General features: G+C 55.8%; 18 protein-coding genes, 1 pseudogene and 1 other annotated feature. Of the genes and pseudogenes, 8 read left to right on the forward strand and 11 right to left on the reverse strand.

Annotation, left to right across the window (positions count from 1 at the left end; translation table 11 throughout):
• Window positions 1–11: 11 nt before the first annotated feature.
• The 8 genes from hemH to ACOTZC_RS16270 all read right to left on the reverse strand — a co-directional run bounded on the left by hemH (window position 12) and on the right by ACOTZC_RS16270 (window position 8,011).
• Window positions 12–974, reverse strand: a complete 963-nt coding sequence (gene hemH / locus ACOTZC_RS16235; RefSeq protein WP_014882814.1) for a ferrochelatase — start codon at window positions 972–974, stop codon at window positions 12–14.
• 124 nt (window positions 975–1,098) lie between these two features.
• Window positions 1,099–1,743: an adenylate kinase gene (adk, locus tag ACOTZC_RS16240; RefSeq protein WP_006809841.1), complete on the reverse strand. Its 645-nt coding sequence runs from the start codon at window positions 1,741–1,743 to the stop codon at window positions 1,099–1,101.
• 194 nt (window positions 1,744–1,937) lie between these two features.
• Window positions 1,938–3,812: a molecular chaperone HtpG gene (gene htpG, locus ACOTZC_RS16245; RefSeq protein WP_126302947.1), complete on the reverse strand. Its 1,875-nt coding sequence runs from the start codon at window positions 3,810–3,812 to the stop codon at window positions 1,938–1,940.
• A gap of 110 nt (window positions 3,813–3,922) precedes the next feature.
• Window positions 3,923–4,528 carry a recombination mediator RecR gene (gene recR, locus ACOTZC_RS16250; protein ID WP_023310608.1) on the reverse strand — a complete coding sequence of 202 codons (606 nt, stop codon included), beginning with the start codon at window positions 4,526–4,528 and terminating at the stop codon, window positions 3,923–3,925.
• Complete coding sequence (locus tag ACOTZC_RS16255; protein WP_003858972.1) at window positions 4,528–4,860, reverse strand: YbaB/EbfC family nucleoid-associated protein; 333 nt, start codon at window positions 4,858–4,860, stop codon at window positions 4,528–4,530. The genes recR and ACOTZC_RS16255 overlap by 1 nt, the downstream gene beginning before the upstream one ends.
• Window positions 4,861–4,914: 54 nt before the next feature.
• Complete coding sequence (gene dnaX / locus ACOTZC_RS16260) at window positions 4,915–6,843, reverse strand: DNA polymerase III subunit gamma/tau (RefSeq protein ID WP_047173826.1); 1,929 nt, start codon at window positions 6,841–6,843, stop codon at window positions 4,915–4,917.
• Window positions 5,521–5,585 (reverse strand) — a sequence feature (DnaX frameshifting element). Its footprint overlaps the gene before it by 65 nt.
• An 88-nt stretch (window positions 6,844–6,931) precedes the next feature.
• Window positions 6,932–7,483: an adenine phosphoribosyltransferase gene (apt, locus tag ACOTZC_RS16265; protein WP_000127359.1), complete on the reverse strand. Its 552-nt coding sequence runs from the start codon at window positions 7,481–7,483 to the stop codon at window positions 6,932–6,934.
• Between the two features lie 150 nt (window positions 7,484–7,633).
• On the reverse strand, window positions 7,634–8,011 hold the full coding sequence (locus ACOTZC_RS16270) for a DUF454 family protein (protein ID WP_023310606.1): 378 nt from the start codon (window positions 8,009–8,011) through the stop codon (window positions 7,634–7,636).
• A 50-nt stretch (window positions 8,012–8,061) separates the two neighbouring features.
• Between ACOTZC_RS16270 and priC the strand changes: the two genes are divergently transcribed.
• Entirely contained in the window at window positions 8,062–8,589 is a 528-nt protein-coding gene (gene priC / locus ACOTZC_RS16275) for a primosomal replication protein N'' (RefSeq protein WP_248201285.1), read from the forward strand.
• Between the two features lie 14 nt (window positions 8,590–8,603).
• A pseudogene (gene rsmS / locus ACOTZC_RS16280) lies at window positions 8,604–8,772 on the forward strand (pleiotropic regulatory protein RsmS); the annotation flags it as partial.
• A 41-nt stretch (window positions 8,773–8,813) separates the two neighbouring features.
• On the opposite strand, the gene mscK reads toward rsmS, so the two are convergent.
• Complete coding sequence (mscK, locus tag ACOTZC_RS16285; protein WP_421635881.1) at window positions 8,814–12,161, reverse strand: mechanosensitive channel MscK; 3,348 nt, start codon at window positions 12,159–12,161, stop codon at window positions 8,814–8,816.
• Window positions 12,162–12,274: 113 nt separating this feature from the next.
• Window positions 12,275–12,928: a multidrug efflux transporter transcriptional repressor AcrR gene (gene acrR / locus ACOTZC_RS16290; protein ID WP_023310602.1), complete on the reverse strand. Its 654-nt coding sequence runs from the start codon at window positions 12,926–12,928 to the stop codon at window positions 12,275–12,277.
• A gap of 141 nt (window positions 12,929–13,069) precedes the next feature.
• Here acrR and acrA point away from each other — a divergent pair, with 141 nt between their 5' ends.
• The 6 genes from acrA to ACOTZC_RS16320 all read left to right on the forward strand — a co-directional run bounded on the left by acrA (window position 13,070) and on the right by ACOTZC_RS16320 (window position 19,906).
• Window positions 13,070–14,263, forward strand: coding sequence for a multidrug efflux RND transporter periplasmic adaptor subunit AcrA (acrA, locus tag ACOTZC_RS16295; protein ID WP_023310601.1), 1,194 nt, complete (start codon window positions 13,070–13,072; stop codon window positions 14,261–14,263).
• A gap of 22 nt (window positions 14,264–14,285) precedes the next feature.
• Complete coding sequence (gene acrB, locus ACOTZC_RS16300) at window positions 14,286–17,432, forward strand: multidrug efflux RND transporter permease subunit AcrB (RefSeq protein WP_126302948.1); 3,147 nt, start codon at window positions 14,286–14,288, stop codon at window positions 17,430–17,432.
• 511 nt (window positions 17,433–17,943) lie between these two features.
• A complete protein-coding gene (tomB, locus tag ACOTZC_RS16305) occupies window positions 17,944–18,318 on the forward strand; it encodes an Hha toxicity modulator TomB (protein ID WP_008499288.1) in 375 nt (124 codons plus the stop codon).
• 27 nt (window positions 18,319–18,345) lie between these two features.
• Window positions 18,346–18,564 (forward strand): HHA domain-containing protein, encoded by a 219-nt coding sequence (locus ACOTZC_RS16310; RefSeq protein ID WP_008499287.1) that lies wholly within the window; start codon window positions 18,346–18,348, stop codon window positions 18,562–18,564.
• Between the two features lie 205 nt (window positions 18,565–18,769).
• A complete protein-coding gene (maa, locus tag ACOTZC_RS16315; protein WP_126302949.1) occupies window positions 18,770–19,321 on the forward strand; it encodes a maltose O-acetyltransferase in 552 nt (183 codons plus the stop codon).
• Between the two features lie 117 nt (window positions 19,322–19,438).
• The gene (locus ACOTZC_RS16320) at window positions 19,439–19,906 is read left to right on the forward strand and encodes a YlaC family protein (RefSeq protein ID WP_045400719.1); all 468 of its coding nucleotides are present in this window, start codon (window positions 19,439–19,441) and stop codon (window positions 19,904–19,906) included.
• Here the strand turns inward: ACOTZC_RS16320 and ACOTZC_RS16325 are convergent.
• Window positions 19,878–21,338 (reverse strand): PLP-dependent aminotransferase family protein, encoded by a 1,461-nt coding sequence (locus ACOTZC_RS16325; RefSeq protein WP_421635882.1) that lies wholly within the window; start codon window positions 21,336–21,338, stop codon window positions 19,878–19,880. The genes ACOTZC_RS16320 and ACOTZC_RS16325 overlap by 29 nt on opposite strands.
• Window positions 21,339–21,398 lie beyond the last annotated feature (60 nt).

Here is a 21,398-nt window from a genome sequence, read left to right on the forward strand (position 1 = left end):
CCGGAGTGCGATCAGCGGCTGTTCGTTACCAGCGAGACCATCATGTCGATATGCTCAGGCGAGTCGTTAAGCGCCGGAATGTACTCGTACTTTTCGCCGCCAGCCTCAAGGAAAAATTCCCGGTTTTGCACCGCGATCTCCTCCAGCGTTTCCAGACAGTCGGCCGAGAAGCCCGGCGACATCACCTGAATGTGCTTCACGCCCTTCTCACCCAGCATTTTGAGGGTTTCATCGGTATAAGGCGTCAGCCACGGCTCGCGGCCGAAGCGCGACTGGAAGGTCATCATCACCTTCTCCGGCGGCAGGCCAAGGGCGGAGACCAGCTCGCGCGTGGTATCGCGGCAGCGCTGCGGATAATCATCCCCTTCATTGGCGAAACGCTGCGGGATCCCGTGATAGGAAAGGAGCAGCAGATCCGGCTCGCCGTGCTTTTCAAACGACGCGCGCGCGCTGTTGGCAAGCGCCTTGATGTAGAGATCGTTATCCGCGTAGTCGCGAATAAAGGTCACGCCCGGAATGCGGCGGCGGGTCGCCAGAATGCGGGCCAGCTCGTCCCAGACGGCGGCCACCGTCGAGCAGGAGTACTGCGGGTAGAGCGCCAGCACGACGATATGGTCCACGCCCTGCGCCAGCAGGGATTCCACCGCGCTTTCGAGGGACGGTTTTCCGTAGCTCATGCCAAGCGCGACGGGCATATCCGGCAGGCGGGCGGCCAGCGCTTTTTCCTGACGACGGCTGTAAACCATTAGCGGCGAGCCCTCTTCCATCCAGACGGACTGATAGAGTTTGGCGACGCGCGGGGAACGAATCGGCAGAATGACGCCACGCAGCAGCGGCCACCAAAGCAGTCGCGGGAAATCCACGACGCGCGTGTCGCTTAAAAATTGTCGCAGGTAGCGTTTTACCGCGTCTGATGTAGGTGCTTCTGGAGTGCCCAGATTGGCAAGCAGGATGCCGGTTTTCGCCTGACTCATTCACGCCTCTTAACCATTTGATAGGTTGTCAATTGTAGCGGAAATGCGTTTAAACGAAACCCATTGCTGTAATAGGTAAGATGAGAATATTTCTCACCCGGGAGCCCGGGTGAGAGGCGCGCGATTAGCCGAGGATTTTTTCCAGCTCTGCACGTACGTCAGCCACGGCTTTGGTGCCGTCAACTTTGGCGTATTTGGTGTTACCCGCCTGCGCTTCTTTGGTGTAGTAGCCGATCAGCGGCGCGGTCATCTGATGGTATTCCACCAGGCGTTTACGCACGGTCTCTTCCTGATCGTCTTTACGGGTGGTCAGCTCTTCGCCGGTCACATCGTCTTTGCCTTCAACCTTAGGTGGGTTGAATTTGATGTGGTAAACGCGGCCAGAAGCAGCGTGTACGCGACGGCCAACGATACGGTCAACGATCAGCTCGTCCGGTACGTCGAACTCCAGAACGTAGTCCACGTTGATGCCCGCTTCTTTCATGGCGTCAGCCTGAGGAATGGTGCGCGGGAAGCCGTCCAGCAGGAAACCGTTACGGCAATCTTCCTGAGCAATGCGCTCTTTGACCAGAGCAATCACCAGCTCGTCGGTCACCAGCTTGCCTGCGTCCATGATGTCTTTCGCTTGTTTACCCAGCTCGGAGCCAGATTTTACAGCGGCGCGCAGCATGTCACCGGTGGAGATTTGCGGAATACCGTATTTCTCCATGATGAACTGAGCCTGAGTTCCTTTACCCGCGCCCGGAGCGCCAAGCAGAATAATACGCATTGCGAAAATCCCCTCAAAAGTCGTTTCAATTTTTCAAAAGCGCTAAACAATACCACCAGAACGGACATCGCTCAAGGAAGGCGGGAAGGCTGAAACGGTTAACGGAGGGAGATTATTTGGGTTAGTGCGGTCTGGAGCCCTCACCCCGGCCCTCTCCCACGGGAGAGGGAGAAGACCAGGGGAGGCGTGGTCAATTACGCCAGCAGCAGCGCATTCACACGTTTAATGAAGAGGTTAGGATCTTCCAGCGTGCCGCGCTCGGCCAGCAGGGACTGATCCAGCAGCAGCTCAACCCACTCGGCAAAGCGGGCGTCGTCCTGGGTATCCGCCGCGCGTTTCACCAGAGGATGATCCGGATTAAGCTCAAAGATATATTTCACTTCCGGTACCGCCTGGCCCGCCGCAGCGAACAGCTTCGCCATCTGGGTGCTCATTTCGTCCGCATCGGTGGTGACAATGGCCGGAGTGTCGGTCAGACGGTGCGTGAAGCGCACCTCTTTCACGCGCTCGCCCAGCAGGGTTTTCACGCGCTCAACGAACGGCTCCAGCGCCTTCTCGGCTTCTTTCGCGCTTTCGTCCACTTCATCCGCCAGCTTGTCGATGGACTCGTCGGCTTTGGCTACGGACTGGAACGCCTTACCGTCGAACTCGGTCAGGTAGTTCATCATCCACTCGTCGATGCGGTCAGAGAGCAGCAGCACTTCGATGCCTTTCTTACGCAGCAGCTCCAGGTGCGGGCTGCTCTTCGCCGCCGCGTAGCTGTCGGCGGTGATGTAGTAGATCTTCTCCTGCCCTTCTTTCATGCGGGAGATGTACTCTTCCAGCGACACGGTCTGCGCGGAGGAGTCGGTATGCGTAGAGGCGAAGCGCAGCAGTTTGGCGATCGTTTCAACGTTCGCGGTGTCTTCTGCCGGGCCTTCTTTCAGCACCAGGCCGAACTGTTTCCAGAAGGTCTGATATTTTTCCGCATCGTCTTTCGCCAGTTTTTCCAGCATCTGCAGCGCACGTTTGGTCAGGGCGTTGCGCAGGTTACGGGTGACGGTGCTGTCCTGCAGAATTTCACGGGAGACGTTCAGCGGCAGATCGTTGGAATCTATCAGACCACGCACAAAGCGCAGGTAGTTCGGCATGAACTGCTCGGCGTCGTCCATGATGAACACGCGCTGCACGTACAGCTTCAGGCCGTGCTTGTGATCGCGGTTCCACATGTCCCACGGTGCCTGTGCCGGAATGTACAGCAGGCTGGTGTACTCCTGCTTACCTTCCACGCGGTTGTGGCTCCAGGTCAGCGGGTCGGTAAAGTCGTGGGCGATGTGCTTGTAGAACTCGTTGTATTCGTCGTCTTTAATTTCAGACTTGTTGCGCGTCCACAGCGCCTGCGCCTTGTTGATCTTCTCCCAGGAAACCACGGTTTCACCGTCTTTCTCTTCCTGTTTTTCAATCTCAACCGGCAGCGCGATGTGATCGGAGTATTTGCTTATGATGGAGCGCACGCGCCAGTCATTCAGGAAATCGTCTTCCCCTTCGCGCAGGTGCAGGGTGATTTCGGTCCCGCGATCCGCCTTGGTGATGTCATCAACGGTGTACTCGCCTTCCCCTTTGGATTCCCACAGCACGCCGTTTTCAGCGCTGTCACCCGCCGCACGGGTGCGCACGGTGACTTTGTCCGCCACGATGAACGCCGAGTAGAAACCGACGCCGAACTGGCCGATGAGCTGGCTGTCTTTCGCCTGGTCAGAGCCCATGGACTCCAGGAACGCCTTGGTGCCGGATTTCGCGATGGTCCCGAGGTGGTCGATCACCTCGTCGCGGTTCATCCCGATGCCGTTATCGGCGATGGTCAGGGTGCGGTTCTCTTTATTAAACGAGACGCGCACGCGCAGCTCGCCGTCGCCTTCGTACAGATCCGGGTTAGACAGCGCGCGGAAGCGCAGCTTGTCCGCCGCATCCGAGGCGTTGGAAATCAGCTCACGCAGGAAAATTTCTTTGTTGGAATACAGGGAATGGATCATCAGGTGCAGAAGCTGTTTTACTTCTGACTGGAAACCACGGGTTTCTTGTCCTTTCATCTATGTCGACCTCAACAATGCCATTTAATGGGGTTTTAAAACGTTGAGTGAGAGATGGGGATAAGGGGGGGAATTTTCAAGCGGAGGCCGCGCGCGCAGCCTCCGTTTGGTCAGAAAATAATCTTGTGACGCCCGGCCAGAGAGTGCGACAGCGTGGTGCCGTCGACCATTTCCAGCTCGCCGCCCACCGGCACGCCGTGGGCAATGCGGCTGGCGTCAACGCCGTACTGCGAGCACAGTTCGGCGATGTAGTTGGCGGTTGCCTCCCCTTCCACCGTTGGGTTGGTGGCGAGGATCACCTCTTTGATGGTTTCGGACTCAAGACGCTGTTCAAGGCGATCAAGACCGATATCATCCGGGCCAATACCGTCCAGCGGGGAGAGATGCCCCATCAGCACGAAGTAGCGGCCGGAAAACTGCCCGGTTTGTTCGATGGCGTAGATGTCCGCCGGACTCTCCACCACGCAAATCTGACCGTTTTCCTGACGACGCGGGTTCGTACAGATGTTACACACCTCCTGCTCGGTAAAAGTGCGGCAATCCGCACAGTGACCAATTTCTGACATGGCGCGGGTTAAAGCCTGCGCCAGGCGCATCCCGCCGCTGCGGTCGCGCTGCAATAGCGTAAACGCCATGCGCTGCGCCGACTTCGGGCCAACGCCAGGCAGGCAGCGCAGTGCTTCCATTAACTGCGTGAGCAGCGGACTGGTTTGCATCAGAATGGCATCTTGAAGCCAGGCGGCAGCTGCATACCGCTGGAAACAGAGGCCATTTTCTCTTTCTGAGTTTCGTCGATACGGCGAGCGGCATCGTTAAACGCGGCTGCAACCAGATCTTCCAGCATCTCTTTGTCGTCTTCGAGTAGGCTCGGGTCGATTTCCACGCGACGGCAGTTGTGCGCACCGTTGATGGTCACTTTGACCAACCCGGCACCGGACTCACCCGTGACTTCCAGCTGAGCGATCTCTTCCTGCATCTTCTGCATTTTTTCCTGCATCTGCTGAGCCTGCTTCATCAGGCCACCCAGACCGCCTTTTCCACCAAACATAGGCTTCTCTCTTCTTTCACGTTTAAGGATTACAACCGTAAGTCAGACTCACGATCAAATGGGGCGAATACTCTCTTCATCCAGATCGGCGTCGAAGAACCGGCGCAGGGTCTGAATGTTGTTATCCGCAATAATCGCCTCGCGCGCCTGCGCGAGCTTTTCTTCATAAATGGCCTGGCGCCACTCGAGCGGCGTTTTCACTGCCGGATTATCATCTTCAATGATAGTCAATTCAACCGGTGCGCCCTGTAATGCGGTGAGCGCCTCCGCCAGCGCCTTTTGCGCGCCAGGGGAATTGAGGTGCCGCTGACCAGGACGAAGGTGCAAACGCACCTGATTGCCGTCCTGCTCTTTCCAGGCATTCAGCGCGACCTGCTCGACCAGCTTCGGCAGCTGGAGTTTGCTGACCTCGGCGGCCCAGGCGTCGCGCGCAATCGACTCTTCGGCAAGCTTCGCGGAAAGCTCCGGCGTTTTCTCATGCTCCAGCGCCTTTTTCAGCGCTTTCGGCGTGGCGACCTCTTCCTTCACCGCTTCGGTGATGGTGGTTGCCTTCCAGCGGTAAGCCTCTTCTTTCACCGGGGCTTTCTGCTCGAGCGCGGACGGTGCAGGACGCGACTGTACGCGCTCCGTTACCGAGGCCAGACGTTCAAGCGCGGCGTTGTTCACCGGCCGCGCTCTTCCTGGCGCTGCCGGTTCACTCTTTTTTGGTTTGGTTACTCCCTGCGCACGCTGCAGCTGGCTGCGTGCGGCAAGCACCGAACTGGTGGCATCCGACAGCGGAACGTTCTGCTGTGGCGGCGGCGTCGGCTGCGGCGGCACCTGCTGCGGCGACATCACCGCCGTAGGGGCGACCGGCGCGAAAGACTGCCGCGGCGCTTCCGGCTCCGGCAATGGCATGCGCGGATGGAATGCCAGCGCGCGCAGCAGCGTCATTTCAACGCCCATCCGTGGATCCGGCGCGAACGGTAATTCTTTGCGGCCAATCAGCAGCGTCTGGTAATACAGCTGCACGTCGGCAGGCGGCACGGTGCGGGCAAGCTCACGCATCCGCTGTTCAATAGCGGCCATATCCGCACCGATGGCGGACGGAGAAAGCTGCAGCATCGCCACGCGGTGCAGCAGGCTGAGCATCTCAACCAGCAGTCCTTCCCATTCGATACCCCGGGCAGCGGCCGCGTTCACCTGCGACATCACGCGTTCGCCGTTGGCGGCGATCATCGCTTCGATAAGCGACAGCGCCTGATCGTCATCCAGCGTGCCGAGCATGGTGCTGACCGCCTCGGTGGAGAGCTTGCCGTCACCGCTGGCAATCGCCTGGTCGGTCAGGCTGAGCGCATCACGCAGGCTGCCGTCCGCCGCGCGGGCCAGCAGCTGCAGGGCGCGCGGTTCGTGGACAATTTTCTCTTCATCAAGAATGTGCTCAAGCTGCGCGCGGATCTGCTCAACGTCCAGCGCCTTAAGGTGGAACTGCAGGCAGCGCGACAGGATCGTGACCGGCAGCTTTTGCGGATCGGTGGTCGCCAGCAGGAACTTCACGTGCGCGGGCGGCTCTTCCAGCGTTTTCAGCAGGGCGTTGAAGCTGTGGCGTGACAGCATGTGCACTTCATCGATCAGGTAGACCTTGAAGCGGCCGCGCGCCGGGGCGTACTGTACGTTATCGAGCAGATCGCGGGTATCTTCCACTTTGGTGCGCGAGGCGGCGTCGATCTCGATCAGATCGACAAAACGCCCCTGCTCGATCTCCCGGCAGTTATCACACACGCCGCACGGCGTGGCGGTGATCCCGGTTTCGCAGTTGAGACCTTTTGCCAGCAAACGGGCAATAGAGGTCTTACCGACGCCGCGGGTGCCGGAAAAAAGATAGGCGTGATGGATGCGACCTAGCGACAAGCCGTTCGCCAGGGCCGTCAGCACATGTTCCTGACCGACAACGTCAGCAAAGGTTTGTGGTCGCCATTTACGGGCTAACACCTGATAACTCATGGGCAGGCTCTGCAACGCTGGAAGGTGAATTTATGGAGGGGAATGCTATCACAACCTCACCCATTGAGCGAGGTTGTGAAAACCGGGATTAATGACCCGGGAAAGGCACCAGGCTGTAGCTGGTGATGCCCTGTTTTTCCAGGCGCTGTTCACCGCCGAGATCGAACAGGTTGATGATGAATGCCGCGTCGGTCACTTCACCACCCAGACGACGGATCAGCTTCACGGTCGCTTCGATGGTACCACCGGTTGCCAGCAGATCGTCGACCACCAGCACCTTGTCGCCAGGCTTGATCGCATCAACGTGGATCTCCAGCTGATCGGTGCCGTACTCCAGTTCATAGCTCTCAGCAATGGTTTCACGCGGCAGTTTGCGCGGCTTACGCACCGGCACAAAACCCACGCCCATCGCCAGCGCAACCGGTGCGCCAAACAGGAAGCCACGGGCTTCGGTACCTACTACTTTGGTGATCCCGGCGTTTTTATAACGCTCGACCAGCAGTTCAATGCTGAGCGCGTACGCTTTCGGGTCTTCCAGCAAGCTGGTGACATCACGGAAAAGAATGCCAGGCTTTGGATAGTCCTGGATGCTTTTGATGCTGTTTTTCAGATATTCAAGCTGCTGTGCAGTTGCGGTCATCGGTTTTGCCTAAATGAAACAGTGTTACTCACAGCGCGCAACGAGTCGGCCAAGGCAACAATTGTTTAACCTTTGACCAGGCGCACCTGTGCTCGAAAACGGTCGAATTTACTGGCTGTGCGCAATAATTGCAACAGTCATGATAAGGCTTCAGTGCTTTTGTTGCTTTTCATCAACCACGGGGATCCGCCACATGAAGATAAGCAGGCAGGAGAGGATCGCCAGCAGAAGAATACGTACCCACATCATTTTCACCAGCCATAATGAAATAGCGAAGGTGATGAGGATCATCACGATCGCGCGGGGCTTCGCGCCGGGCGGCATGGCCCGGTGTTTTTGCCAGTGCCGCAGATAGCCGCCAAACCACGAGCGATAGAGCAGCCAGTGGTGAAAACGCGGCGACGAGCGGGCGAAGCACCAGGCCGCCAGCAGGATAAACGGCGTGGTCGGCAGCAAGGGTAAAAACACGCCCAGCGTGCCAAGCACTACCGCGAGCCAGCCAATGATGATTAAAATAGTACGCTTCATAATGCGAATCGTTATCAAACTGAACGGCTACTTTACCACTGGAGAGCGCCTTGAAAACAGCACTGCTTCTTGAGAGGCTGCAAAATCAGCTCGTTGCTCTGCGGAAGCAGGCTACACCGCTGATGGGCCACGCCACGCTGAAACCGCGCTTTGACCGGCAGCTTTTTCGTACCCGCAGCACCGTCATTCAGGATTATCTGGCAGAAACGCAGAGCAACCTCGACGAGCTTCGCCATGCGGTTGAGAGTGAACAGCAGGAACAGGTGGCGTGGCTTGCGGAGCATCTCACAGAGCAGATCACCGCTCTGCATCGCGAAATCGCCGCCTGGCCGCTGCGCACCTGGGACAGCGCCTCGCCGGGGCTCGGTAAATGGCAGCGCAAGCGGCTGGAAAACCAGGAGTTTGAGCGCCGGCTGTTTGAGATGAAGCGCGAGCGCGAGACGCGGCTGAACAACAACGAAACGCTGGAAGAGCAGCAGCTATTGATGCGCGAGATTAGCGCGCTGGAAGGACGCATCGTCCGCTGCCGTCAGGCGCTGGATGAGATTGAGCGCGTCATTGAACGTTTGACCCGTTAACAGGAGCCACACCCATGTCGCTGGAAAATGCACCCGATGAGGTCAAGCTGGCCGTCGATTTGATTATGCTGCTGGAGAATCATGAGATCCCCGCCGAAACGGTGCTTAAGGCGCTGGAGATTGTACGGCGGGATTTTGAAGGTAAATTACCCTCACCCCGGCCCTCTCCCTGAGGGAGAGGGGGAAAATCGTTCCCTCGCCCCTGAGGGCAGAGGGAAAATAGATTATGCAGGCGTAGGATCGTCACCCTTAATGTCGCGCTTCACTTCCGTATGCTCATCACCCTTCTCGTTGCGCAGGTGAACCTCAAGCTGGTTGAAGGCGATATTAATATCGTTTTCACGGCACAGACGATCGATAGAGCGGTTAAGTTCATCCACCGTATAGCTGCGGTCGCGCAGCTCGCGCACGTATAAACGCAGCTCGTGATCCAGCGTGCTCGGCCCAAAGGTGGTGAAGAAGACCGCCGGAGCCGGATCGTGCATTACTTTCGGATGTTCTGACGCCGCCTTCAGCAGCACCTCTTTCACCTTCTCCAGATCCGATCCATAGGCTACGCCCAGGCGGATCACCACGCGCGTCACCGTATCGGAGAGCGACCAGTTGATCAGGCGCTCGGTCACGAACGCTTTGTTCGGGATGATCACCTCTTTGCGATCGAAGTCGGTGATGGTGGTGGCACGGATACGGATCTTACTGACCGTACCGGAGAAGGTGCCGATGGTAACCGTATCGCCGATTCGTACCGGACGTTCGAACAGGATGATCAGGCCGGACACAAAGTTACCGAAGATCTCCTGCAGGCCAAAACCAAGACCGACCGAGAGGGCGGCCGCCAGCCACTGCAGTTTATCCCACGAGACGCCAAGCGAGCCAAAGACCGTCATCGCCCCGACAATAATGATCACGTAGTTGAGGATCGTAGTAATGGCGTAGGACGCCCCCTGGCGGAGATTCAGACGTGACAAGAGCAGCACTTCAAGCAGGCCTGGCAGGTTGCGAATCAGCGCCCAGGCAACCACCGACGACACCAGCGCAAACAGCAGGCTGCCCATGGTCACGCTTTTCATGACCGCAGCGCCCGCTTCGGTACCGTTGTATTGCCAGAGGGTAATACTGTCGAGATAGGCGAAAACGGTAATAAGATCGGACCAGATAGCCCAGAACATCACCGCAAACAGGGCGATCATCACCAGCATGGTGATGCGCAGCGTCTGCTGGTTAACCTGCTCCAGCGCGATGGTCGGCTCTTCCTGCGGCTCCGCGCCCTCGGCTCCTTCTTTCACCTGATGCTGACGACGCGCGATGGCACGGCGATAGGCAATGCGGCGAGCCGCCACGCTCAGGCCGCGCAGCACGGTCTGATAGAGCAGGTTCCAGACGATCACCAGATAGACCGTTTCAATCCAGCGCCCGGACAGGCGCAGCGTGGTATAGAAGTAGCCCGTTGCCGTCAGCACCATCAGCGCCAGCGGAATGATCGCCAGCACCGTCACGGTGGCCAGACGAATATTGTGGGACTCTTTATCACGCCAGCTATCGCGGCACATCGGCCACATCAAGATCGCAATCAGCAGCAGGTTCAGCAGGATGACCAGCTGGCCCAACACGTCATCCATCAGATGCAGCGGAGAAAGCTCAGAGACAACCGACCAGAAGTGCAGCGGCAGGAGCGCCAGGCTGATGCGCACAATCTGACGACGCCAGTGGCTGGTCAGCTGCGCTGGCATGTTGAAATGACGCACCGCCACGCCATCTTTTTCCAGCACCTTCCAGCACACGCCAAACACCAGCCAGAACAGCGCCAGTTTTTTACTGAACGCCCACAGCAGATCGCTGACGTTGAGCTGCATGGTGAGCAGAATCAGGCCCACGGCCAGAATAATCAGACACACCGGCAGGGCGCGGATGAGATCGATGAGAATCGCTTTTGGCGTATGGAGCTGGCTATCGTTGCGCAGCTGCCCCACATCGGAGGCCAGCTTCGCCTGATATTTTTTCAGCCAGCCCAGACGCCAGCGGATCAGACCGGCAATCAGCAGCAGCGGTAAACCGGCCAGGAAAGCAATCATGACCGCAGGCCAGGCTTTCTCCCAGTTTACGGTGATCTTCATGCTCTTAATCTGCGTTTTCAGCGTCTCCGGGAAGGATTTGACCCAGTCCCAGTCCATCGGCTTGTTGCTGTTCACCCAGAAAATCTGCTGGGTCAGGATCTCCTGCAGACTTTTCGAGACGCTCACCAGCTGCTGCTGGTTGATTTGCAGGTTAATGGCCATCATCAGCTGGTTGCCCAGCTGTTTGTTGAGCTGGTCCAGCAGCTCGCGACGCATATCGACGACCTGGAGCAGCGCGTCGTGCACTTCAGGGTTCACGTCGCTGGAATGCCCCTCTTCAATTTTGGCGACAAAGGCATCGCTCTGGAAAAGGGCATCGCGCTGCTGGTTGACGTCAAACTGTTCCAGACGTAAATCCGCAATGCGGTTGGTCATGTCTTCCAGCTCATCGGCGGAAGGGAGCGTCTGCTGCTGCTGGTAGAGAATACGCGACAGCAGGAGGCTGCCCTTCAGGACCGCAATCTGCTCTTTGATGTTGCGCTCAGCCTGCAGCGCGCGATCCAGCCAGTTCTTCACTTTGATATTTTGCTGAACCAGCGAGTTGCCGTTTTCCGTCGCCAGTATCAGGCGCTGGCTAAGCTGGTGGTTGGCCTCGAGCTCCTGTTTCACCAGAGGATTTGCCTGAATGCGGGCGGTTTCGTCAGGCGATACGGCCTCCTGGGCGGTTTTTTCCGTCAGGGTCAGGCGTTTGCTGTTTACCGCCTCCTGCAACAGCTGAAGCTGGTGTTCCAGGCGATTAATATTCGCGGTGACGTAATCACGCTGTTTCTGAAGCGTGTCCTGCAGCACCGTATTCCCTTCCAGGCTTTTACGCTGCTGTTCGATTTGCGCATTGAGCAAGGTCTGCTGAACCAGCAGCAGCGTTTGCTGCGTCGGGCGCAGCGTACCCTCGCCTACCGTCGTGCCGTTCAGACGGTTGCGGATCTGCTGCAGCTGCTGAGACGCGGCGTACATCGCGTTTTGCACGCGCTCGGGCTGGGTCTGCAAAGAAACAAGCTGGCTGTTATACGTTGCAAGATCCGACTGCGCGGTTTGCAGGTCGTCGAGCAGTTGTGCGACGCGGGACTCCAGCTGACGTAAGGAGAGCGTCGAGAGCGTCTTACGCGTCTCGTCGTCGTTATCCACATCGCTGAGAGCATTCAGCGCGTCGGTGGCCTTACGCATATTTTCAGGGGCCTGCGCCACCTTCTGGCGAAGCTGGACGGTTTCCGCTTTGATGCGTTCAATTTTATCCAGCGTTTCCAGCGTTTCCGTCAGATCCTGCTGGACGAGTTTCTCCTGAGGGGAGAGATCTTTTTGTTTGTTCAGCGTGTCGAGCTGCGACTGAACATCGCCGCGCGAGGGAATATCGTTGCTGTTATCGGCGCGGGCCCAGGTCAGCGGCGCCGTAGCGAAGAAAAACAGCATCGCAAAGAGCAATGCAAAAACAGGATGTTGCGAGCGATTGATGGGCAGCATAGTTGTGAATGATGTCAGAAGATGACCGAAAATAGTCCGGCGTGAAGAATATCACGCTCGCTGAAAGCAGAATAGCGCGAACATTATCCTCTGAGATAAATCCTGGAAAGGGATCAGGCCGTTAGCGAAGGCGCGTCGCTGCGCAGCGTGGGGCAGAGCTGTAGCATTTCCAGTAAAATCGCCACGTAGCTGCGGGCTTCCTCTTTGAGATCAAAGGATTGCGGCGCGAAAAGCCAGTTTTCCATCAGACCTGAAATGTAGCTGCGCATCAGGATTGCCGCCCGTCGGGTCAAGAGATTGGCCGGTAACAGTTTTGCCTGCATACAGAGGTTAAGATTCTGTTCAATACGATCATAGCTCTCCAGGCTAAGGCTGCGTTGCGCCTGCTGCACCACCGCCATCTCGCCCACAAACTCGCATTTATGAAAAATAATCTCCATCATTAATCTGCGACGTTCTTCAACTACCGTTGCTTCAAGGATATATACTAATATTTCTCTCAATACTGAGAGTGGATCGTCAGGGAATTTTGCCCGATACTCACTCTCGAGATCGCTAATGCTGGACTCTGAAAGCTCCCAGATTTCACTGAACAGATCTGACTTATCTTTAAAATGCCAGTAAATCGCTCCTCGCGTCACACCGGCAGCCTGAGCAATCTGCGCCAGCGAGGTGGATGAAACACCCTGCTGCGAGAACAAACGTATTGCCACATCCAGAATGTGTTGTCGGGTTTCCAGCGCTTGTTGTTTAGTTTTTCGTGCCATAGGTGGGTGAATTTACAGGAGTCAGATTTACATACATTTGTGAATGTATGTACCATAGCATGACGATAATATAAACGCAGCAATGGGTTTTTAGACTCAGGACCCTTGATCAATTTGAAATCGGACACTCGAGGTTTACATATGAACAAAAACAGAGGGTTAACGCCTCTGGCGGTCGTTCTGATGCTCTCAGGCAGCTTAGCGCTAACAGGATGTGACGACAAACCAGCTCAACAAGGAGCTCAGCAGGCGCCAGAAGTAGGCGTCGTGACGCTCAAATCTGAACCTCTACAAATCACCACCGAATTACCAGGCCGTACCAATGCTTACCGCATTGCGGAAGTGCGTCCTCAGGTTAGCGGCATTATCCTGAAGCGTAACTTCACCGAAGGCGGTGATGTGAAGGCCGGTGAGTCTCTGTATCAGATTGATCCAGCAACCTATCAGGCCTCTTATGAAAGTGCGAAAGGCGACCTGGCGAAAGCACAGGCAGCGGCCAAAATTGCTCAGCTGACGTTGAACCGTTACCAAAAACTGCTCGGTACGAAGTACATCAGCCAACAGGATTACGATACTGCCCTGGCGGATGCACAGCAGGCTAACGCGGCCGTGGTGGCAGCCAAAGCGGCCGTCGAAACCGCGCGCATTAACCTGGCCTATACCAAAGTGACCTCCCCTATTAGTGGTCGTATTGGTAAATCTTCCGTCACGGAAGGGGCACTGGTGCAAAACGGGCAAACTACTGCGCTGGCGACCGTGCAGCAGCTCGATCCGATCTACGTTGACGTGACGCAGTCCAGCAACGATTTCCTGCGCCTGAAACAGGAGCTGGCTAACGGCACCCTGAAACAGGAAAACGGCAAAGCCAAAGTGGAGCTGATTACCAACGACGGTATCAAGTTCCCGCAGGAAGGTACCCTGGAATTCTCTGACGTGACGGTCGACCAGACTACCGGTTCCATCACCTTACGTGCGATTTTCCCGAACCCTGACAAAAATCTGCTGCCAGGTATGTTCGTTCGCGCGCGTCTGGAAGAAGGAACGAATCCAACCGCACTTCTGGTTCCACAGCAGGGTGTCACCCGTACGCCACGCGGCGATGCGAGCGCGCTGGTTGTTGGGGCTGACGACAAAGTCGAAACGCGCAATATCACCGCCACCCAGGCGATTGGCGATAAATGGCTGGTGACGGAAGGTCTGAAAGATGGCGATCGCGTGATTGTTACTGGTTTGCAAAAAGTTCGTCCTGGCGCGCAGGTTAAAGCACAGGAAGTGAAATCTGACGATAAACAACAAGCTTCGGCCGCTGGCCAGTCAGAACAAACCAAGTCTTAACTTAAACAGGAGCCGTTAAGACATGCCTAATTTCTTTATCGATCGCCCCATATTTGCGTGGGTGATCGCCATTATCATCATGCTGGCCGGGGGACTTGCGATCCTGAAGCTGCCTGTCGCGCAATATCCAACGATTGCGCCACCGGCGGTGACAATTTCCGCAACCTACCCGGGGGCTGATGCGAAAACGGTGCAGGACACCGTTACCCAGGTTATCGAACAGAACATGAACGGTATCGATAACCTGATGTACATGTCCTCAAACAGTGACTCCACCGGTACGGTTCAGATCACCCTGACCTTCCAGTCAGGTACGGATGCTGACATTGCGCAGGTTCAGGTGCAGAACAAACTGCAGCTGGCAATGCCTTTGCTGCCGCAGGAAGTACAACAGCAGGGTGTGAGCGTCGAGAAATCGTCCAGTAGCTTCCTGATGGTTGTCGGCGTTATCAACACCAACGGCACCATGACGCAGGAAGATATTTCTGACTACGTGGGCGCCAACATGAAGGACGCTATTAGCCGTACTTCCGGTGTGGGTGACGTGCAGCTGTTCGGTTCCCAGTACGCGATGCGTATCTGGATGGATCCGAACAAGCTGAACAACTTCCAGCTTACACCGGTTGACGTGATCAGTGCGATTAAAGCGCAGAACGCCCAGGTGGCGGCCGGTCAGTTAGGCGGTACACCGCCGGTGAAAGGCCAGCAGCTTAACGCCTCGATCATCGCGCAGACCCGTCTGACCTCAGCCGATGAGTTCAGCAAAATTCTGCTGAAAGTGAATCAGGACGGTTCGCAGGTTCGCCTGCGTGACGTGGCAAAAGTTGAGCTGGGCGGTGAGAACTACGACATCATCGCGAAGTACAACGGCAAGCCGGCTTCCGGTCTGGGTATCAAACTGGCGACAGGCGCTAACGCCCTGGACACCGCCACGGCGATCCGCGCAGAGCTGAAGAGAATGGAACCGTTCTTCCCGTCAGGTCTGAAAATCGTTTACCCGTACGACACCACGCCGTTCGTCAAAATCTCGATTCATGAAGTGGTTAAGACGCTGATCGAAGCCATCATCCTGGTATTCCTGGTGATGTACCTGTTCCTGCAAAACTTCCGCGCGACGCTTATCCCAACGATTGCCGTGCCGGTTGTTCTGCTCGGGACCTTTGCGATCCTGTCGATATTTGGCTACTCGATAAACACCCTGACGATGTTCGGGATGGTGCTCGCCATCGGCCTGCTGGTGGATGACGCCATCGTCGTGGTCGAGAACGTCGAGCGTGTGATGGCGGAGGAAGGTCTGCCGCCGAAGGAAGCTACCCGTAAATCCATGGGTCAGATCCAGGGCGCGCTGGTCGGTATCGCGATGGTGCTGTCTGCGGTATTTATCCCGATGGCCTTCTTCGGAGGCTCTACCGGTGCGATTTACCGTCAGTTCTCCATTACCATCGTTTCCGCGATGGCCCTGTCGGTACTGGTGGCGTTGATCCTGACGCCAGCCCTGTGTGCCACCATGCTGAAGCCGATTCAGAAAGGCGGTCACGGCGAGCATAAAGGCTTCTTCGGCTGGTTTAACCGCATGTTTGACAAGAGCACGCACCACTACACCGACAGCGTGGGCAACATCCTGCGCAGCACCGGTCGTTACCTGCTGCTCTATATCATCATCGTGGTGGGCATGGCCTACCTGTTTGTTCGTCTGCCAAGCTCCTTCCTGCCGGACGAAGATCAGGGCGTGTTCCTGAGTATGGCTCAGCTTCCGGCGGGTGCGTCGCAAGAGCGTACCCAGAAAGTGCTGGATGAGATGACCGATTACTACCTCACCAAAGAGAAAGCCAACGTTGAATCCGTGTTTGCGGTTAACGGCTTTGGCTTTGCGGGTCGCGGTCAGAACACCGGTATTGCCTTCGTCTCTCTGAAGGACTGGTCTGAACGTCCGGGCAAAGAGAACAAGGTTGAAGCCATCACCGGCCGTGCAATGGGCACCTTCTCGCAGATTAAAGATGCGATGGTATTCGCCTTTAACCTGCCAGCGATTGTTGAACTGGGTACCGCAACCGGCTTCGACTTCCAGCTGATCGACCAGGGCGGTCTGGGTCACGAAAAACTGACGCAGGCGCGTAACCAGCTGTTTGGTGAAGTCGCTAAACACCCTGACCTGCTGGTCGGCGTGCGTCCAAACGGCCTGGAAGATACGCCACAGTACAAGATCGATATCGACCAGGAGAAAGCCCAGGCGCTGGGCGTATCCATCAGTGACATCAACACCACGCTGGGCGCAGCCTGGGGCGGTAGCTACGTTAACGACTTCATCGACCGCGGTCGTGTGAAGAAAGTGTACGTGATGTCCGAGGCGCAGTACCGTATGTTGCCGAACGATATCAACAGCTGGTTCGTGCGCGGCAGCAATGGTCAGATGGTACCATTCTCGGCGTTCTCAACCTCACGCTGGGAATACGGTTCACCGCGTCTGGAACGCTATAACGGTCTGCCATCAATGGAGATCCTGGGTCAGGCAGCGCCGGGCCGAAGCACCGGGGAAGCCATGAACCTCATGGAAGAACTGGCAAGCAAGCTGCCTGCGGGTATCGGCTACGACTGGACCGGTATGTCCTATCAGGAACGTCTGTCCGGTAACCAGGCCCCTGCCCTGTACGCCATTTCACTGATTGTGGTCTTCCTGTGTCTGGCGGCACTGTACGAGAGCTGGTCGATTCCGTTCTCCGTTATGCTGGTGGTTCCACTCGGGGTTATCGGTGCGCTGCTTGCAGCAACGTTCCGTGGACTGACCAACGACGTTTACTTCCAGGTAGGCCTGCTGACAACCATTGGCTTGTCGGCGAAGAACGCGATACTTATCGTTGAATTCGCCAAAGATCTGATGGAGAAAGAAGGCAAAGGCCTTATTGAGGCGACGCTTGAGGCGGTTCGTATGCGTCTGCGCCCAATCCTGATGACGTCGCTGGCGTTTATCCTCGGCGTACTGCCGCTGGTTATCAGCTCCGGTGCGGGTTCCGGCGCGCAGAATGCGGTAGGTACAGGCGTTATGGGTGGGATGATCACCGCGACCGTACTGGCTATCTTCTTCGTACCGGTGTTCTTCGTGGTGGTTCGCCGCCGCTTCAGCCGTAAAAATGAAGATATTGAGCACAGTCATTCGGTAGAACCTAACTGATACCGGTTCCACATGATAAAAAGGCCGCATTAGCGGCCTTTTTCATTTTCAGAAAAAATCATAAATTACGCTTATTGTGGCTCTATTTATTTTCTGCCATCTTAAATAGACATATCATAATTAACTGATACCTTAATCGGTGAATTCAGGATTTTTTTAATTTCATTTCCCCGCTTAAGGTATTAGGAATATTCCTAATAAGAAGTTCTTACAAAGATAAGTCTGAATCTGAACTTTTCTTATCATTTTTGCTAAGCTGATGAAACGTAAGGAAGCGATAAAACCCCGTCGTTAATTTGGATAAAAACGTTGAGTCCAGGGTGACCATTTGCGTACACGCTCCCAGCCTGCGGTTTTTATTTGTAATTTTTCGTAATAGCGCGGTGAAATCCAGGAAGGAGTGGCTTATAGTTAGGTTATCAGGAACACAGCACTCATGTAGCTAAGTCAGTTGTATCCATCCCGACAATGATGTTCGGTGAGTAAGAAATCACTCAGAAGGGGATGCGCTATGGACGAGTACTCGCCAAAAAGGCATGATATCGCGCAGTTGAAATTTCTCTGCGAATCCTTGTACCATGACTGCCTTGCCAATCTTGATGAAAGCAACCATGGCTGGGTAAACGACCCAACGTCTGCCATCAATTTACAGTTGAATGAGCTGATAGAGCATATCGCAACCTTCGCACTTAATTATAAAATTAAGTACAATGAAGATAATAAGCTCATTGAGCAAATTGATGAATACCTGGACGACACCTTTATGTTGTTCAGCAGTTACGGCATTAACGCTCAGGATTTGCAAAAATGGCGTAAATCGGGAAATCGGCTATTCCGCTGTTTCGTCAACGTGAGCAGAGCTAACCCGGTGAGTCTTTCCTGTTAAAATTATTACAATTACTAAGGTGAATTTATGTCTGATAAACCACTCACAAAAATCGATTATTTGATGCGCTTACGACGTTGTCAGTCAATTGACACGCTCGAGCGCGTCATTGAAAAGAATAAATACGAGCTTTCTGATAATGAACTGGCGGTATTTTATTCAGCCGCTGACCATCGTCTTGCTGAACTGACAATGAATAAGCTGTATGACAAAATCCCTACTTCTGTGTGGAAATTTGTCCGTTAATCTTTGAAGGGTGTCTGTAGAGTTCTACGCCTCGTTCTGAGTATTTACCTGTCCCGTTATGCTCCCTGTGCGTAAGCCAGGTCTCCGTATAAAACGTGTTCATCAGCAGCAATGTTGTGACGACAGTCACAACGGCTTTTCGGGAACGTTCCCCTTCTGGCCGGTTCCGATTACCCTGCGGTAATAACATCCAGAGAGGTTTCCAATGAGCTTAGAAAAACAGAAAATGATTGCCGGTGAACATTACCGCCCCGGCGATGAGACGTTACGGGCTGACCGACTGCGGGCCCGCCATCTGGTTTACCGCTATAACCACACCGCGCCTGATGAAAAAACAGAACGACAGAACACTCTGGCGGAACTTCTGGGACAAAGCGCAGGAGCTTATATTGAGCCTAGCTTCCGCTGCGACTACGGATATAACATTTATCTGGGCAAAAACTTTTATGCAAACTTCGACTGCGTGATGCTGGATGTCTGCCCTGTTCATATTGGCGATAACTGCATGCTCGCGCCGGGTGTTCATATTTATACGGCTACCCATCCCCTGGACGCGGAAGAACGAAACAGCGGCGTGGAATTTGGAAAACCTGTCAATATTGGCAATAACGTCTGGATTGGTGGCCGGGCGGTCATTAACCCTGGCGTCACCATTGGTGATAATGTGGTCGTGGCCTCCGGCGCCGTCGTGACGAAAGACGTCCCGGCTAACGTCGTCGTTGGCGGCAACCCGGCAAAAATCATCAAAACGCTGTGAGGTTACGGGGAGTCAACTGTTATAGTCTTTTAGCGCCAGACTGTTACTTTTTTCAGCCTGATGGCTCCCCTAAAATTGGCAGATACCCTGTATTGTCAACTCTCATGAAGGCAAAAAATGACCGAGATACAGCGCCTGCTTACCGCCACCATCGACGATCTTAACCTCCGCGAAAAGCGCGACAATCGCCCGCGCTTTAGCATTAGCTTTATTCGCAAACATCCTGGACTGTTTGTCGCCATGTATGCCGCCTGGCTGGCGACGCTTGTTGTGATGCTGAAGTCCGAAACGCTGGTGGACTCCGTCTGGCTGCTGGTTGTACTGTTTGTCGTCTTTAACGCCTTTTTCTTTTTCGACGTGAATCCGCGCTACCGTTACGAAGATATCGACGTGCTCGATTTCCGGGTCTGCTATAACGGCGAATGGTACAACACGCGTTACGTGCCAGAGGAGCTGATCGAAAACATTATGCACTCTCCGGCGGTAGAAGCCGGGCAAAAAGAGAAACTGCAGAAAATGGTCTCCACCAAAGGTCAGCTCTCTTTCTATGATGTCTTTACCCTTTCCCGCCCTGCTGCAGCGTAATTAACGTCTGCAGGCGTCGGATCCCCGGCGCAAACTGAGAAGCAGAGGTATTGCCGTAACCTAAAACCAGACCGGTTTGCCCCTGCTTCGCCTCCAGGTAGTACCCGCTCAGCGCAGCGGGTGCCAGCTGAAACGCCCTCGCCTGCTCTACCAGCCTCTGGTCGTCAATACCGTCTATCGCCAGCGTCAGATGCATTCCCCCTTCGCCTGCCAGAATGCGGTGCGGAGAATAAAGCTCTGCGCACAGCACCTCACGCAGCTGGCGGTAGCGCTTACGGTAGAGCCTACGCATGGCGGCAAGATGACGGGCGTAATGACCTTCTTCAATAAACAGCGCCAGGGTACGCTGCTCCGCACGATGTCCCCCGCGCAGCAGCGAGCCGATGGCCGGGCGAGCCGCTTTCGCCAGCGCTGGCGGTAACACCATGAACCCCATTCTGAGCGAGGGAAAAAGCGTTTTACTGAACGTACCCAGATATACAACGGGCGCATTATTGACCATTCCCAGCATCGCCGGTACGGGCTCACCGGCATAGCGGAACTCGCTGTCGTAATCGTCTTCAATGATCCACGCGTTGTGCTGCCGGGCCAGCTCCAGCAGCGCCAGCCGCCGCCGCGCGCTGAGCACGCTCCCGTAAGGGAACTGATGCGAAGGTGAGGTAAAAATCAGTGAAGGAGCAGGCGCATCCAGCCCTTCCCAGCACATTCCCTCGTCATCTACCGGTATTCCCGTCATTGACAGGCCGGTTTTAACAAACGCACTCTTTGCCCCGCTATAGCCGGGGTTTTCTACCCAGGCGACATCGCCAGACTCGCTTAACAGAATTGTGCAGAGATTGACGCCCTCAAGCGCTCCTTCGGTTATCACTATCTGGCTGGCGTCGCAGTCGATACCGCGAGACAGGGCGAGATGCCGGGCAATCGCGGCCCGCAGCGACGGCTCGCCGGTCGGGTCGCCATAGCCTAACAGGGCACTCCCCTCCTCGCGCAGGACGCGATCGTACAATCGCCGCCACAGCGGCAAGGGGAAATAGTTAATAGCAGGCGTTCCCGGCGTAAACGCCATCACCGGGGTGTCGCGCGGCACGGGCGCGGACAGCAGGGCAACCCGTTTTGTCAGCCTGACGTCAGGATCCGGCAATGCCCGGGCAATCGTACGATGAGCGAATTGCCCCACCCGCGTACCCTGACGGTTACGCAGCAAATAGCCTTCGAGCGCGAGCTGATCCAGCGCCGCATTGACGGTGTTTCGGGAAACCGAGATCTGCTGCGCCAGCGTTCGCGAACCGGGCAGCTGGCTGCCGGACCGAAGCCTTCCGCCCAGTATGGCCTCCCGCAAAGCGAGATAGAGCGCGCGCTGGAGCGTCTCTTGCCCACGCTTTTTCAGCGCAGCATGGAGCAAAGCGTAAAGCTCATCACCCGGTATATTCATCTTCCCTCCTTGTGGTACCAGAAAAACATAGCCTGGTGGTTCTTTTTAAGGAACCAGCAA

The sequence above is a fragment of the Enterobacter cloacae complex sp. SHL009 genome, from assembly GCF_049237205.1.
In the GTDB taxonomy this organism is placed as follows: Bacteria; Pseudomonadota; Gammaproteobacteria; order Enterobacterales; family Enterobacteriaceae; genus Enterobacter; species Enterobacter cloacae_M.